Genomic DNA, 15278 nt, shown 5'->3' with positions numbered 1-15278 from the left:
CTCGGCGCGCCGGCCTCCGCGTTTCGGTGGGCTCTGAGCGCCCTGCTGCTTGCGTGACCATGGGGGTCATGAACTCGGCAAGATGTCACGCAGGGCTCCCTCCAGGTCAGGTAGCCGGTCCAGCAGCATCAGAGCTGCCTCATGTCGTGCCCGCGCGTAGGACTCGAGCGCGGCGTCGACGAGGTGCGGTCGTTCCACTGGTGCCGACAACGGAAAGGTCGAGCAGAGCATGGCTGCACAGCCGACACGCAGTGAGGACAAGAGGTTGTCCGCGGGCGCTTCGGGGTTGGCGTCTCGATAGGCGCGGGCGAGATCGGTGTATCCCTTGAGCCAGCTCTCCACGCCGTTGGACAGGACGCTCTTGGGGTCGCAGCCAAGACGCACGATCTCCCAGGCGAGATACCCAGGTGCAGGTGGCCCGAAGTCCACGATCGCCGCGACCTCGTCGTCCTTCAACAGGACGTTGGGACCGGCCAGGTCGCCGTGCATGACCTGGACCGTCAGCTGTGGAAGCGAAGCGAGGACGCGCTCGACGTGCCCCAGAACGGCTTGTCGCTCACGCGCCGCCTGCAGCGCCCACGTCTCGAACTGTCCGAGCCTGGGCCTGTTCTGGAATGCGAGAATCAGCCTTTCGAAGCGGTCACGTGCGGCGGTCACGTTGCACACCGCGGCACCAGGCTCCAGGGTGGGTGCGGCGGCAGGGTGAGTGGCGAGCCGGCTGTGAAGGCGACCCATCGCTGCGCCGACTGCCGCCCACCGCGCACCAGTCAGGTTGCCCTCGGCAGTCTCGGTGTGCGGCACGTATGACCACAGTGACATCGGCAGGCGGCCGTGGGTCGCGAGGAGTTCGTGCTCGCGCGTGCGGGTTGCCCGGGCAGTCGCGACACCTCCGTCGGCGGCGTACTCGGACAGCTCGACCGATGCCCGATCCAGATCCAAGCGGTCTCGACCGCGATAGACCTTGGCGAAGTGCCGACAGCCCGTCTGGTCCACGATGGCGTAGTTGTCCGTCGCGGTGCCCTCCGGGATTCGCGTGATTTCCGCCGGGCGCAGTCCGTACGCGAGCACCAGCGTGTCGGCGACCGCCGTGATCTGCGCCCCCTCCGCGGTGCGGCCGGGTGTGGAGGGCGCGGCGACCGGCTTGGTGGCGGGCTGGTGAGATGCGGTGGACATGGTCTCCTCGTCGAAGCGCGCAGCGTTATTGGTCGGATGATGAGCGAGTGGCAGGTGGTCGGGTCGATCAGGATGCGGGCACCGCGGTGCTGGTGAGGTGTTCGGCCCGGCGGGCGGTGTGCGGGGTGAGCGTGGGGTGGACACTTCTGCTGCAGGCCTGCAGCAGCTGGCCGAGAGCGACCGGTTCCCCGGCCCGGCCGGCCGCCAGGTGCTCAGCGAGCTGCGGCGGGCCGCGCCGGGTGCAGCAGGGTCGCAAGATCGCCGACGGACAGAGCTCCGTCAATGCGGTCATCTGATTGCGCCTCCCCCGTTCGGGTTGTGGCATTCCCGGGCCCGACCCGGCACCGCCACGAGTTGCAGGCACGAATCAGACCGTCCAGGCCGACACCGCGGCACCCTGCCTCGTGAATCGGCTGATTGAGGCAGTGAGCGCGGTGACCGGCACGGCTCTTCGTGGCGAGGTTGGCCGGTTCGGCGTCGCGCAGGCGGAACGTAGGGCCGACCGCGGGCGCTGCGGCACCGAGTAGGGATGCTCGTCGCATAGAGTGCGGGCGCGCGGGTGTCCACGTCGTTCACCAGAAGATGATCTTGAGCGCCTTCGCTTTCGTCTCCGCAGGCTTCCTTTGGGCCGCACCACCAGGAGGAATCAGTGTCATCCCCGCAAGTGATCACCCCCGTGGACCAGCTCGCCGAGGCGAAGAGGCAGTTGGGTTTCCCCCGTATCGTCGTGATCTGTGGCTCCACTCGTTTCATGGCCGAGATGGCCGAGGCCGATGTGCGGGAGACCAAGGCCGGGAGGATTGTCGTCAAGCCGGGTTGCGACCTGAAGTCGCCGCACGCAATGTGGTCCGATCCTGTCGAGGCTGAGGCGCTGAAGTTTCGACTCGACGAGTTGCACCGGTCGAAGATCCTGCTCGCTGATGAGGTGCTCGTGGTCGGCGACTACATCGGCGACAGCACCCGGGCCGAGATCGCCTACGCCCGGTCGCTGGGCAGGCCCGTGCGGTTCACGCACCCCGAAGTCGAACCCGACGCCTGAGGGCTCGCCCCCGCACCCTCCGCCAGCACCTCGTTGGAGTTGATCATCTGGCGGCTGGCGTGGTGGTGAGAGCGGGCTCGAGGAGCTACGGAGCGCATCGCGGCCGTGATGGCGGTAGCGAGGGGCCGCTGGTGGTCCGTCACGTAGAAGTGGTCGCCTTCGTACATCTCAAGTCCGCGGAAGTGCGTGGTGCACGGCTGCCAGGCGAGGAGGCGTTCCTCGCCGATCAGCCTGTCGCGGCGGCCCCCGAACACCGAGAGCGGAACGGGCAGCGGCTCGGGGACGAGGGGAGGCACCCAGGTGTCCAGGAGTTTGAAGTCGCTGCGGAACGCCGGGGCGAACGTGCGCCAGAGGGCTTCGTCGTCGAGGAGCTGCGGCGTGCTGCCGCCGACGTCTCGCAGCCAGTCTCGCAGTTCGTCGTCGGACTTCAGGTGAGGGCGGGCGTCGGCGTCGGCTGCGCCTCGCGGGGCGCCGTAGGCGGACACACCCAGCCAGGTGGGGAGCGGGTTCCCCTCGTGGTGGAGCCGGCGGGTGAGCTGGTGGGCGATGAGGGCGCCCAGGCTGTGGCCGAAGAACCCGAAGGGCCGGTCGAGCAGGGGAGCGAGAGCGGTGTGGAAGTAGTCGACCAGCCGGTCGCAGTCGTCGATCAGCGGGAGTGTCTGCAGGTGGCCTCGGCCGGGGGTTTCCAGGAGGCAGAGTTCCCAGTCCTTCGGGAAGTGCTCCGCCCAGCCCCGGTAGAGCAGGTGTGAGCCGCCGGCGTGGTGGAACAGGAACAGGCGCACCGCCGGGTCGCTCAGCGGCCTCGGGCGGATGACCGGGCCGGCCGGTGTCTCGCCGACGCGCTTGGAGACGACGAGGGCGTGCAGCTCCGCCAGGGTGGCGGCACCGCTGATGACCACGGTGTTCTCCGGCAAGTCGAACGCGTTCTCCACGCGGGTGGAGATCTCGAGCATCAGCAGCGAGTCGATGTCGAGGTCGTCGGCGAAGTGCGCGCCGTCGGCGACCTCCCCGGGGTCGATCTCCAGTACGCCGGCTATCAGGGCGCGGAGATCCTCGATGGTCACGGTCGTACTGGTCATGGGTGTTCCCCCGGCTCCTGGTGGATGGACGAGTGGGTCGGTCAAGGAGTGAGCAGCAGAGCGGCTGCCGCGTCGTGGCCATGGCCTCCGGCCGTGGCGAGCACCCTGCCGGTGGCGCCGCTCTCGAAGTGGGCGGCTGCGGCGGCGCACTGCAGGATGCCCAGAGCCCCTGACAGCGGGCCCAGTTGGGCTTCCAGGTCGATGTGGCGCGTGGCTGCGAGCAGCCGGCGCGCCCCGGCTTCCGCCTCGTCCCCGAGCCACAGGCCGACGGATTCCTCCTGCGCCACACCGGCGGCGGCCAGCGCCCCGGAGAGGTCCGGTGCCCGCGCGTACCCGGCGATCGTGGCGCGAGGCCGTGCGCCGCGGGAAGCGGCCGCGTGCGCCGGTTCGAGGACGACGGCGACCGCCACGTCGGTGGACTGCCGGCCGAGCAGCTTCGTCGCCACGTCGTTGGCCGGTTCGACGCCGACGACGACGGCCGCTTCGGCGCGCCCGGCCACGACGAGGTTCCGGGCCCAGGCGAGGGCGTCCAGCCCGCTCGTGGCGCCGTTGCAGACGGTGAGGTTGGGGCCGCGCAGCCCGTAGCGGATGGCCACCCAGCCCGCGGTGACGTTGCTGGAGGTCTGGGGCAGGCCCAGGGGGCTGAGAGCCCTGACGCCTGCTCCGGCGATGGTGGCGGCGGCTTCGCACACGCTGTCCGCGTTGCCCAGGTTGGTGCTGACCACGACCGCGGTCTCATCGGCCGCCCCCGTGAACGCGGCGGCGTCGTCGGTCAGGCCCGCGTCGTGGAGGGCGGACTCGGCAGCCCGCAGGGCGAGGCGGGACGCGCGGTCCTTGTGGCGCAGCTCGCGTCCGCTGAGTCCGGTGGCGACATCAAAGCCGCCCGCCCCCGGCAGGGGCCCGAGGAGGTCGCCGTACGTCGCCACGCCGGGCAGCGCCAGTCCGATACTCGTGACGACGACCTCCCGGACGTTCGGGATCCTCCTGCGCGCGATGCTCGTCGTGCTCATCGGGCTGCCTCCACGATCGCGACGGCGTTGATCCCTCCGAAGCCGAACGCGTCGATCTGCGCGATGGCCAGGGGGCCGGCCGCGGGGACGCCCCGCACCAGGCCCAGGCCCGCGGCCTCGGGGATCGGTTCGGTGAGTCCCAGGACCGGGGGGACCGTTCCTTCCTTCATAGCGAGGACCGCCATCACGAGGCTGAGAAGTCCCGAACCGCCCAGGGTGTGGCCGGTCATTGCCTTGATGGCGGTCATCCGCGGACCGGATCCGGCACCATCGAAGATGCGGCGCAGGACGCCCGCCTCCGCCGCGTCGTTGAGGGGGGTGCCGCTGCCGTGCAGCATCACCAGGTCGATGTCGCGGGCCCGCACCCCCGCCCTGCGGTGGGCGTCGAGCACCGCGCGGGTGATGCCGTCGGGGTCCGGTGCGGTGGCGTGGTGAGCGTCGCAGTTCATGCCCACACCGCGCACCCGGGCGTGCACGGGCCCGTTCCCGGTGCCGGCGCGCTGGACGACGACGGCCGCCGCGCCCTCACCCATCAGCATGCCCTTGTGCGTGGCGTCGAAGGGGCGCAGCGCGTCGGGGATGCCGTTCTGCACCCGGTCGAGCGTGCCGAAGCCGCTCTCGGTGGCGGCGTCGGTGCCCGCGACGACGACCGTGTCGGCCGTGCCGGCCTCGATCATGTCGGTGGCCAGGCCGAGCGCGTACAGCGTGGCGGAGCAGGCGTTGGCGAAGGTGTAGGTGGTGGACGCCCCGAAGGCCGCCTTCAGGGCGGTGCCGAAGTGCAGGTCTTCGAGGGCGACGTCCACGCCGTCGCGCCACCACAGTTCGAGGCTGCGTTGTTCGCGCATGGTGGTTCCGACCAGTACGGGTATCTGGGAGAGGTCCTCGCCCAGGCCCGCGTCGGCGGCCGCCTGGCGGACGACGGTGGTGAGCCAGCGGGTGGCGCGGCGCGGGATGTCGCCGCCGGCGGGCCGGTCGTCGATCTCGTAGGCGTAGGCCGCCCGGTATTTCTCCGGGTCAAACGCCTTCAGGGGTGTGCGGCTCTCCTGGCCCGCGCACAGCGCGGCGAAGATCTCTTCGGGGCTGGCGCCGATGTTGGCGATGGCGGCCATGCCCGTGATGTCCCAGGTCACGGTCGGGCAGCCGCCTTCCTCAGCTCGAAGGCGGCCAGCTTGCCGGTCGAGGTGGTTGGGAGGGCGTCGAGGAACTCCAGGCGGGCGGGCCGCTTGTGGGCGGCGAGGCCGCTGCGGATCGCGGCGCTCACCGCGCGCCGCACCGCGGCCTCGTCGGAGCCCGGCCGGGCCACCAGGTACGCCACGGCCTGCTCCAGGCCGTCGGCGTCGCGGCCGCCGACCACCACGCAGTCCTGGACCCCTTCCGCGCCGCGGATGACGCTCTCGATCTCGCTCGGCACGACCTTGTAGCCGCCCAGGTTGAGCAGGTCATCCGCGCGGCACAGATGGGTGAACGTGCCGTCCGGCGCACGGCGCACCACGTCGCCGGTGTAGGCACCGCCGTCGGCGAAGGTGACCGCGGCGGCCTCCGGGCGGCCGATGTAGCCGAGGGCGACGGTCGGACCGGCGATGTGCAGGCGGCCCACCTGGCCGTCGGCGACGGGCGTGCCGTCCGCGTCCCGGACGGTCGCGGTGATCCCGGGCACCGGGACCCCGAAGGTACCCGGGCAACCGGTGTCCGGCGGCGTGCCGACGACGATGTGGAGCACTTCGGTGGCGCCGAGGCCGTTGACGAGCCCGGCCTGGAAGGCGGTGCGGATCCGCTCGCCGAGCGGAGCGGGCAGGTTCTCGCCCGCCGCCACGCACAGCCGCACGGAATTGGAGGCGAGCTCCGTCCCGGGGGCGTTCAGCAGCGCGGCGTACAGCCGGGGGACGGAGAACAGCACGGTGGGCCGGTGGCGCTGCAGCGCGGCGGCCAGGGAGTGGATGTCGACCGGGCCGCGGACGAGCGCGACGCGGGCGCCGGCCGCCAGCGGGCACAGGACGGAAGCGCCGAAGCCGTACCCGAAGCTCATCCGGGCGCTGGAGAGCACGGTGTCCTCGGGTGTCAGTGCCAATACCTTGCTGATGCCGTCGGCCATGGCCGCGATCGCACCCGCCGAGTGCCGCACCCCCTTGGGCATGCCGGTGCTCCCGGAGGTGTACTGCACCAGCGCCTCACGCCCCGCATTCCACACGACCGGTGGCCCGGCCTCCGTCGGGCGCCGCGCGGGGCCGGGCTCGGCCGCCGCCAGGCCGGCGCGGACGTCGGCGCCGGCGAAGCGGGTGGCCGTGGCGAACAGTTCCTCCAAGGCGCGCTGCCGCGTGGGGGCGGCGTCGAGGTGCACCGTCGCGGCGGCGCAGTCCGCGGCGATGTAGCGGACTTCGTCGTCCGTGAGCACCGGGCTGATCACCACCGGGACGCAGCCGTGCCACCACAGGCCGAGGACGGCGACGACGGTCGCCACGGAGTCGTCGGCGACCAGGAGGCCGCGGGCGCCCTCGGGCACTCCCGCGGCCTTGAGGGCGCCCGCGTACCCGCGTGCCGCCTCCAGGAGGCCCGCGTAGGTGATCTCCTCGGCCTGGGGGTCGAGGTAGCTGGCCCGTCCGCCCCGGCCGGCGAAGACATGACCCGCCACCAGGTGGTCGACCAGGTCGATGCCCTGGGGGTTTGCCGCCCTCTCACTGAGCACGCACACCGCGGAGTCCAGGCTGGTGAGGGCCGCGGCTTCCTCGGCGGACAGGGGGCCGAACTCGCGCTCGACCGCGGCCGCGACCGCGACCTTCTCCAGGGAGCTCATGCCGAGGTCCTCGTAGAACAGGGCGCCGGGCTCGATGTCGTCCTTGTCCACTTCCAGGACGGACGCCACGATCTCTCGCAGCTTGTCGCGCGTGGTGTCGGTGGTCTCTGCGTCGCGCACCGGCGGGGTCCTTTCCGAATCTTCATGGCCGAGAGGGGGATCTGATGGGAAGGAGAGCGTGAAGGAGGCGGAGCCCTGCTCCCGGAGCTGCACCGGCCGGCACATCGCTTGGCTCCGGTCGGGAGGGGAGAACGGGGCGGGATGGCGCAGAGCTCGACGGGAGCGCTCAGGCTCCGAGGCCGACCTCGCAGGGGAAGCGGACGGAGACGCCCTGGGGCTCCTCGGTGAAGATGACCCTCTTGGAGATCGCGGCCATGAACCCGAGCTCGAAGATCGTGCCCTTGCCGACGGGCCCGCCGGGGTTGCAGACGACAACGGCGTCGGCTCGCCGGAACGCGTCCATGTGCACCAACTTGTGCCGCCACGTGTCGCGGTCGTTCTTCAGGTGGTCCTGGTAGTCGAAGAGGATGAAGTCGGTGCCCGCTGTCTCCGGCTTGATCCTGGTGCTCAGCGGGCTGAGCACGTCGGTGCCGCTCTCGCGCAGACGGGCGACGGTGTCCTCGATGTCCCCGAGGGACTGCTGGAAGCTGCCGCAGACGACGGCTGTCCGGAACTCCCGCCGGATCACGCCTTCCATCATGTCGTTCGATCCGCACGCGGACTTGGCCGTTTCCAGGTAGAACCGCTGCAGCTCGGGCCCCACGATGTTGAAGTAGAGGCCGGTGTCGACGTAGACGCTGGTGACCAGCGCGTCCGCGTCCGGCTGCGGGAGCTGCTGGAACGCCCCGGTGGCGTACAGCCGCGTTCCCGTGTTGTCGACGACCTCCTGGAACTCCTTGAGGCCGGCGCAGAACTCGCCGACTCGCTCGGCCAGCTCCTCGGGGGCGAGGTTGCCGTCGTTGGCGAACTGCTCCCTGCCGAGCAGTTCCAACTCGCCGCTCCGGGAGCGGAAAACGCTCACGCGCCCCGCGTCGAAGTGGACCAGGACCCTGCCTTCTGCCGCCAATGTACTGCTCTCTTTCTTCTCGTTCCGATGTTTTGGGGCGCTACAGCCTCAGTTGAAAGGGTGGACGAGCGTTCCGGGGGCGTGCCGACTATTCGCCTTGTCCACGGAAGGCGCGGAGGTACTTTTCGGCGAACTCCTCCTCCCTGCCCCGGTTGTACTGGGTGATGAAACGCGGGTGTTCCAAGGGCACGATGCTCCCGAAGAAGCGCTGCTTCTCGTTCAACTTCGTAAGAAACCTGAAGTTCTCGCCGCTGCCGATGCAGTAGCACACCGAGGCGTCGGTGCCGAATTCAAGCTGCCGCTCCAGGGTTTCCACGAGGAAAGGGCGCAGGAGGTCCAGCAGCTTCTTGTTCTCGTAGTAGTTGCAGTTGACCTCTTTCCCCTCGGGCTTCGTTCTCACCAGGCCGAGGGGGCACACAAAACTCATGACGAAGTCGGCGTAGAACCTCTCGCGGCCCCCGTAACGGCTGATGACGTCGTGCAGGAACCCGGCAGAGGGCCGGCTGACCGCGTAGCCGTCGACGTCGAATCCCGTCTCGCTTTCGAGGAGCTTGGCGTCTTCGAAGGGGACCCCGGTCACGGCCGTGCCGCGTCGGGCGGGGGAGCTCCCCAGCACCAGGCGGCGTGGCCTGTCGTCGCCGTAGTACTTCGCGTAGAACGCCGTCGTCACCTCCCGGACCCGGTCCTTCTGGGGCCCGTTGAACGGATTGACGACCGCGAACCCGGGAGGCACTTCAAGAGTCGTGCCCGCAAGGCCCTCGTTGAACTGCAGGATCCGATCGGCGACAGTCGTTCGCGCGGCCATTGCAGAAGCCCTTCCTTCACGCCGGCCCCTCGGACCGGTCCGGTCGCACCCCGGCCGTCCGCGATTCGTCCCTCCTCCGGAACCGGCGGGACGCCGCGGGCGCGCCCTGCTGGAGGGAGGACGGAAACGTCAGGCGGCGACAGCCGTCAGGTATATCTCGGTAGTTTTCGGGTGGATTCGAACATCTTTGAATCCGGCGCGGTCGAGCTCCGCGCCGATCAGATCGGCCGTGTCCATCCCGCGATAGAGATCGACGAATTCAGTGCCGGGGATGATCAGCCCGGGTATGACGCAGCCGCGCTGAGTGTACAGAAATCCGTTGGCCACGGAGACGACGATCGCCGCACCGGGCTTCAGCACCCGGTGCGCCTCCGAGGCGGCCGCGGGCGTGTCGAAGAACGACGAGTTGTACGTCCTCAGGGAGACATAGAGACCGAAACTGTCGTTCGGCAGGGTGGACAGGTCTTCGGCACTCGAGGCGAGAGTCTTCGACAAGGGAATGCGTCCGCCGATATTCGCAAGGCCACGTTCCGCGATGTCGACGAAGGTGACCTGCGGGCAGTCCGAGAACAAGGCTGCCGCCTCAACGCCGGCGCCGACACCGACGTTGAGGACGTCGACGGCAGACAGCGGCACCGCGGACACACTCCTGTAGACCGACATGAAGTCGTCCGCCCACCCCGGGTTGGCCGCGCGGGCGTCGACCTCGTAGTCGTACGAGCCGTACTTCGCGTCGAACGCTTCGGACAGTACGCCGCCTACAGCGCGATCGGCCTCCTCGCTCCCGATCCCGTGCCTCTGGCAGAGGAGCGACGCGAGCGCGGTCCTCCCCCTGTTCGCATTGACGTCGTCCCGGGAAAGCACGAAGCCCCTTGACCCCAGCCCGGTGGAGACGGCTTCGCTGATGCGGTGCGCGAAGTAGTGAGGGTTGCGGACGATGTTCTGCTCGCTCGCCGCGTAGAAGCCCCGGTTCTGCTCGAGGATCTCCCGCTGCAGGTCGTCCGGGAATCGGTCTACACGACCCCGTGCAGTGACGGGGTCGTCGTCGAAGTAGGTCGTCAGCGCGGGGTCGGGCAGGCCGATGTACACCCTGTCGACGTGCACTTCCTTCAAGAGTTCGGCAAGCTCGAACGACCGGTCCGCCGACAGGGTGTTGACCGTCAGAAACACGCTGTGCGCGCTGGATGTCCCGAGTTCCTGCATCTTGCCCCGCAGGGCGCGGTACCAGGACGTGCCGCCCTCTTCGCCCTCGAAGGCGGAGCAGATCAGCTCGTTGTTCTCGGAAACGAGCGCAACGCCGACCCGCAGACCTGACTGCGGCCCCCGTTGTGCGACGCCAATGACGTGTTGCATCCAATGGGTACTGTTCGGGATCATCTGGACCTCCATTTCTCAACTCGCACGGCACGCATGGGGGCGTCATCGCTCCTCGGGGCATGGGCAGATCGGCTCGGCCCGGGGACGCATGGCACGGACGCCGTAGGCCCCGCGGCGGTCGACCAGCCCCCGGGGCGCTCAGGGGAACAAGCACACAGCAGATCGGCCTCCAGCGGGAGGCACGTTCGGGGGGCACTTTTCGATGAGAACGAATTTCGAACGGGTCGCCCCTGCCGCGTACGGGCGACCGCCCTCGCCCCCTCCTCCTTCGGGCGGCATTCGATAGTCGATTCGAGCGGCCGGAAGCATCCGGCGCCTCTGAGCGGGGCGATGCTGCACGGTCGCCCGGACCTGCGAGCCTGTGCGCAACTGCGTTCCACGACCACGGACATGACGTGAACCGACCTGCGATTCGGACCTGTGCCGCTTCGCGCTTCGGTCGTCCCAGTGAACCCGGCACACTGCCCGTCCGGGCAGGGGCCAGGGGGCACGAACACGTTCATCGTGTTCATGATCGAAAAAGTGGCGCAATGGTGACCGGTGGGCGTCCGCGCGGAGGGCACCGTGGCCTCCGAGCGCAGCCGGCCTTCGCCGCGCCTCCCGGCAAGTTCTCCTAGACCACTGGCCTTTCGGACCGCGCGCCGTATCCCCGGTATCGGCACGCGTGCTGGAGCCGGTCCACTACCGTCTGCAGCAGACGATCTGACGCACCGGCAGGAGCACGTGACGTGACCGAACAAATCAGCGAACTCCAGTTCACAGGAACCACCGCTCTCCAGTTCGAGGCCCGGGAGTTGGGGGATCTGCCGCGCACCGGCTGGCGCTACGACGGCGTCCCCCTGGCCGCCCACCGAGACCGTCGCCGACCACAGCCACAGCGCCGCCGTCATCGGCCTCGTCCTGGTTGCGATGGACGGTGCGGACCCGGGCCGTACCGCCCTGCTGTGCATCCTGCACGACCTGCCCGAGACCCGCACAAGCGATCAGACACCCGTCACCCGACGCTACGCTGCCGCCGCCCCCCGCGCCGTGGCCGGCGACCAGGTCGCCGCCGCACACCCGAACGTCCGGGACATCGTGCTCGGCGCCATCGGCGAGTTCGAGGACGACAAGACCCCTGAAACCCGGGGGCGGCAAGGCCCTGTGCTGCCGCGACGCCCTGAAGACCGACTCCGCACACTGCCTGGCCGCGGCCGCCGAAACCATGGACCCGGCGCAGTGGCAGCACGACCTGCTCCGCGTCCCCGCCGCACGATGACCGCCCGCACCAGCCCCGCCCGCAGGCGCCGGCTGCGGCAATCATGAACGCGATGAACAAATGCGCGGCCCCGGCCCCCTGTCCTAGCCCGGTAAGTGGCGCTTGACTGGTCCCACCGGACCGCCCCGCCCCTTCGCCCCCTCTGCTCCCGGAGCACGCATGACCCCCACCGACACTGCCCCCGCCGCGGTCGACGCTGTCGTCCTGACCATGAATGACCGCCCCGAGCAGGCCACGGCGCTGCAGACCCTCCTCGCCCAGGAAGGACTCGACCTGCGCGTGATCGTGGTTGGCAACGGCGTCCAGCCCGAGGACATCCCCGCCGGCATCACCACCCTGGCGCTGCCCGAGAACGTGGGCATCCCCGAGGGCCGCAACATCGGCGCCCGGGCACTGGCGGACGTCGACGGCGGCGGCGAGTTCGTCTTCTTCTTCGACAACGACGCCCACCTGCCCGCCCCCGACACCCTGGCCCGCCTCGTCGAGGCCGCCCGCCGACACCCGCGGGCCGCCTGGGTCCAGCCCCGGATCGCCGATCCCAAGACCGGGGTGACCGTCCGGCGCTGGGTGCCCCGGCTGCGCACCGCGGACCCCGACCGGCCCGGCACCGTCGCGGCGATGGCCGAGGGCGTCCTCCTCGTCCGCCGCCGCGCCTTTGATCAGGTCGGCGGGTGGCCAGGCCATTTCTTCCTCTACCACGAGGGGTTCGACCTGGCCCTGCGGTGCTGGGACGCGGGCCTGACGGGCTACTACGCGCCGCAGGTCGTCGTCCACCACCCCGCCAGCGATCCCGCCCGCCACGCCCTCTACCAGCGTCTGGTCGCCCGCAACCGGGTCTGGGTCGCCTACCGGCGCCTGCCCGCGCTCCTGGTCCCCCTCTACATCGCCACGTGGGTCGCGATCACCGTCCTGCGGGCCCGGCGCGCACCGCGCACGCTGGCTCCGTGGTTCTCCGGCCTGTGGGAGGGGCTGCGCGGCGGCCACGGCGAGCGGCGCCCGATCTCCTGGCACACCGCGTGGCGTTTGACCCGGGCCGGACGCCCCCCGGTGATCTGACCACGGACAGGCCCGGTCCTGATCCCGCCCACGCGGCCGACGGTCCGCCAACCACCGTGTGCGGAACGTGATGTACTGCTTTCGCGCAGTCGCGGACCGCGGGTGCGCAGCGCCGCTAGCGTGGTCGCCACGGACCAGGTCCGTCGGTGGTGCGATGTCAGGGGGCGGGCAGTGGCGACATCCAGAACACCCAACCAGCAGCTGGCCGGCGTGATGGACGAGGCCGGCCTCACCCTCGAAGCGCTGGCCCGCGCCACCAAGGCGGTGGCAGCCGAGTCCGGAGTCCGGCTGGGCACGTCCCGCTCGGCCGTCCACGCCTGGGTGAGCGCCGGTGCCGTTCCGGCGGGCAACACCCCCGCCTACGTCGCCGAGGCGCTGTCCCGAAGACTGCAACGACCTGTCACGGTCGCCGAGATCGGCCTGGGCGAGGACACGAGCACCGACTTCATGCTCCTGAGCCCCGCGGCCGCCGCAACCGAAACCGGAAGGCTCCTCGTGCACCATCGCCGCGATTTCCTCGCCCGCGGCTTCTCCGCCGCGGCCCTCCTGGCCCCACTGGCTCTCGATCCCCGAACCGCCACGGCTCTGCCCGCAGCCGGCCCCGGACGCCGGATCGGCAGCGGCGAGGTCACGGCGGTGCGCCAGTTCACCGCCGCTTTCCGGACCTCCGACGAGCTCCTGGGCGGCGGGCACGGCCTCAGCGTCGCCGGCGTCTTCCTCAGCGACGTCCTCGCACCGATGCTGCACGGCACCTACGCCGACGACCGCGTCCGCGCCGACGCCTTCGAAGCCGCCGCCGCGCTGGCCACCCTCGTCGGCTTCAAGTGCCACGACGCCGGATACGAGGGCGCCGCCCAACGCCACTACCAGCTCGCCGTCCGCCTCGCCCGCGAAGCCGACCCCGACGACCGCACCGGACAGGCCGCCTGGGGCATGCGGGCCCTCGTCCACCAGGCCCTCGACCTCGGACAGCCCGCAGGCACCGTCGACCTCGCCGAAGCCGCCCTCGCCCGTACCCGCGGCCGCGTAGACAAGCGCACCGAGGCCCTGCTGCTCATCACCGCCGCCCGCGCCCACGGCGCCAGCGGCAGCCCGCACGCCGCCTCGGCCCTGATCGACGCCGCCCGCGACGCCGCCCGTACCGGTACCGACGCGCTGCCCGCCTACGCGGCAGCCGCCGGCCCCACTGACGCCGTCATCGCCTCCCACACCGGCCGCACCCTGACCGAGATGGGCCACCATGCCGCCGCCGAGCGGCATTACCGCGCCGCCCTGACCGACCGCACCGACCACGTCTACCGCCGCACCCGCGCCCTCACCCTCGCCAACATCGCCCGCGCCGTCGCCGCCCAGGACCGCCACGAGGAGGCCGTCAACCTCCTCGCCCGCAGCCTCGACCTGACGGACGGCATCGCCTCCCACCGGGCCCGCCGCGAACTCCTCGCCATGCGGCCGAATTTGGCGCTGTACGCGCGGCGCGGGATCCGCGGCGCGGCCGACCTCGCGGACCGCGCCTCCCGCCTGGCGGCGGCCTCGTAGGGCGAGCCGCCCGTACCGGGTGCGGGCGCCTACGGGAGGCAGCGGTCACACGGCGGGTGGCAGTTCGGTGCGAATCCGGTGGACGACGTCGCGCACCCCGGGCTCGTCGCGCCACCGGCCGAGCTGGCCCGCCAGGTCGTGCAGGTAGGTGTGGGCGCGGGGCGAGCGGACCCCTCTGAGGATGTCCACCGACCGGTGCGCCTCGTCCAGCGTCGGTTCGAGGTCGCCGTCGATCAGATGGACGCCGGCCAGCACGGCGCGCCTGATGCCGACCGCCCGGGTGAAGCGCTCCACCGGCATCGCCCCCGCCCGGTCGGCCCACACCATCGCCGACCGAGTCAGGCCCAAATCCCGGTGCACCTCGACGCCGTCGGTGGCCAACCGCTCCGCGGTCAGGTATGAGAGCCACCCGGGGTCGTGCACCCCGGGCCGGATCCCCGACAGCAACCTCTCGCACAAGGCCAGGGCCGCTCCCGCACCGGCGCCGTCGCCCTGCTTGGCCAGGGCCCGGGCCTCGGCGAGCTTGCAGAACGCCAGGACCCTCGGGGCGGCGTGCCCGCGTCCGCGGGCGTAGGCGGCGGAGGCCATCTCCGCGGCCTGCGCGCACCGGCCGGCCAGATACGCCGAGAGGGACATCGTGGCCAGGACGTAGCAGCCCATCTCCACGTCGCCCGCAGCGCGGGCCATGCGCAGCGCCTGGATCAGGAGCCGGTCGGAGGCGGCACGGTCGCCGGCGTCCATCGCCGCCCACCCGGCCACCCTCGACAGTTCGGCCAGCGCCCCGTGCAGGGCCTGCCCCGTCGAGTCCGAGTACGTGCCCTCCAGGAGCGGCCCGGCTTCCCGCAGGCAGTCCATGACCTGGCTGCGGCGCCAGTTGCCGCCTCCGAAGCGGGAGTCGGCTACCTGCGCCTCGGCGGCCGCCGACCACAGGCGCTCGACGTCAGCCGGGCCGACGCGCACTGATCCGACGTGCTTGTCCGGCTCGTCGGCCGGGTCGGCCAGCCAGCGGAAGGTCGGCGTGGTGAAGGCCGCGCCCGCCGTCAGCAACAGGTCACGACGGTCCACGCTTCTCCAGCAGGTCACGG

The 15278-nt window shown here is 71.0% G+C and carries 14 protein-coding genes; 4 read left to right on the top strand and 10 right to left on the bottom strand.

What is annotated here, in order from left to right:
* Nucleotides 1-66: 66 nt before the first annotated feature.
* The gene (locus IE329_RS27610) at nt 67-1173 is read right to left on the bottom strand and encodes a phosphotransferase enzyme family protein (RefSeq protein WP_190213705.1); all 1107 of its coding nucleotides are present in this window, start codon (nt 1171-1173) and stop codon (nt 67-69) included.
* A gap of 67 nt (nt 1174-1240) precedes the next feature.
* Nucleotides 1241-1465 carry a hypothetical protein gene (locus IE329_RS27605; protein WP_190213746.1) on the bottom strand — a complete coding sequence of 75 codons (225 nt, stop codon included), beginning with the start codon at nt 1463-1465 and terminating at the stop codon, nt 1241-1243.
* A gap of 357 nt (nt 1466-1822) precedes the next feature.
* On the opposite strand from IE329_RS27605, the gene IE329_RS27600 reads away from it, so the two are divergent.
* Complete coding sequence (locus IE329_RS27600; protein ID WP_190213704.1) at nt 1823-2212, top strand: hypothetical protein; 390 nt, start codon at nt 1823-1825, stop codon at nt 2210-2212.
* Here IE329_RS27600 and IE329_RS27595 read toward each other — a convergent pair.
* The 7 genes from IE329_RS27595 to IE329_RS27565 form a co-directional block, all read right to left on the bottom strand.
* Nucleotides 2149-3291: a thioesterase domain-containing protein gene (locus IE329_RS27595; RefSeq protein WP_190213703.1), complete on the bottom strand. Its 1143-nt coding sequence runs from the start codon at nt 3289-3291 to the stop codon at nt 2149-2151. The genes IE329_RS27600 and IE329_RS27595 overlap by 64 nt on opposite strands.
* Nucleotides 3292-3332: 41 nt before the next feature.
* A complete protein-coding gene (locus tag IE329_RS27590) occupies nt 3333-4301 on the bottom strand; it encodes a beta-ketoacyl synthase N-terminal-like domain-containing protein (RefSeq protein ID WP_190213702.1) in 969 nt (322 codons plus the stop codon).
* On the bottom strand, nt 4298-5431 hold the full coding sequence (locus IE329_RS27585) for a beta-ketoacyl synthase N-terminal-like domain-containing protein (RefSeq protein ID WP_190213701.1): 1134 nt from the start codon (nt 5429-5431) through the stop codon (nt 4298-4300). Before IE329_RS27585 ends, IE329_RS27590 begins: the two co-directional genes overlap by 4 nt.
* Nucleotides 5428-7212: an AMP-binding protein gene (locus tag IE329_RS27580; RefSeq protein WP_229927802.1), complete on the bottom strand. Its 1785-nt coding sequence runs from the start codon at nt 7210-7212 to the stop codon at nt 5428-5430. Before IE329_RS27580 ends, IE329_RS27585 begins: the two co-directional genes overlap by 4 nt.
* 166 nt (nt 7213-7378) lie before the next feature.
* Nucleotides 7379-8113 (bottom strand): nucleoside 2-deoxyribosyltransferase, encoded by a 735-nt coding sequence (locus tag IE329_RS27575; protein ID WP_190213699.1) that lies wholly within the window; start codon nt 8111-8113, stop codon nt 7379-7381.
* Nucleotides 8114-8246: 133 nt separating this feature from the next.
* Nucleotides 8247-8963 (bottom strand): uracil-DNA glycosylase family protein, encoded by a 717-nt coding sequence (locus tag IE329_RS27570; RefSeq protein WP_190213698.1) that lies wholly within the window; start codon nt 8961-8963, stop codon nt 8247-8249.
* Nucleotides 8964-9092: 129 nt separating this feature from the next.
* Nucleotides 9093-10340, bottom strand: a complete 1248-nt coding sequence (locus tag IE329_RS27565) for a class I SAM-dependent methyltransferase (RefSeq protein WP_190213697.1) — start codon at nt 10338-10340, stop codon at nt 9093-9095.
* Between the two features lie 801 nt (nt 10341-11141).
* Between IE329_RS27565 and IE329_RS42075 the strand changes: the two genes are divergently transcribed.
* The 3 genes from IE329_RS42075 (at nt 11142) to IE329_RS27550 (ending at nt 14193) form a co-directional block, all read left to right on the top strand.
* Nucleotides 11142-11645 (top strand): HD domain-containing protein, encoded by a 504-nt coding sequence (locus IE329_RS42075; RefSeq protein ID WP_190213743.1) that lies wholly within the window; start codon nt 11142-11144, stop codon nt 11643-11645.
* Between the two features lie 112 nt (nt 11646-11757).
* A complete protein-coding gene (locus IE329_RS27555) occupies nt 11758-12654 on the top strand; it encodes a glycosyltransferase family 2 protein (protein WP_190213696.1) in 897 nt (298 codons plus the stop codon).
* A gap of 171 nt (nt 12655-12825) precedes the next feature.
* A complete protein-coding gene (locus IE329_RS27550) occupies nt 12826-14193 on the top strand; it encodes a tetratricopeptide repeat protein (protein WP_190213695.1) in 1368 nt (455 codons plus the stop codon).
* Nucleotides 14194-14238: 45 nt separating this feature from the next.
* On the opposite strand, the gene IE329_RS27545 is transcribed toward IE329_RS27550, so the two are convergent.
* Nucleotides 14239-15258, bottom strand: coding sequence for a sporulation protein (locus IE329_RS27545; protein WP_190213694.1), 1020 nt, complete (start codon nt 15256-15258; stop codon nt 14239-14241).
* Nucleotides 15259-15278: the final 20 nt, after the last annotated feature.

The sequence above is a fragment of the Kitasatospora indigofera genome (assembly GCF_014655955.1).
Taxonomy (GTDB): domain Bacteria; phylum Actinomycetota; class Actinomycetes; order Streptomycetales; family Streptomycetaceae; genus Kitasatospora; species Kitasatospora indigofera.
This window is presented reverse-complemented; position numbering and strand designations above follow the sequence as displayed.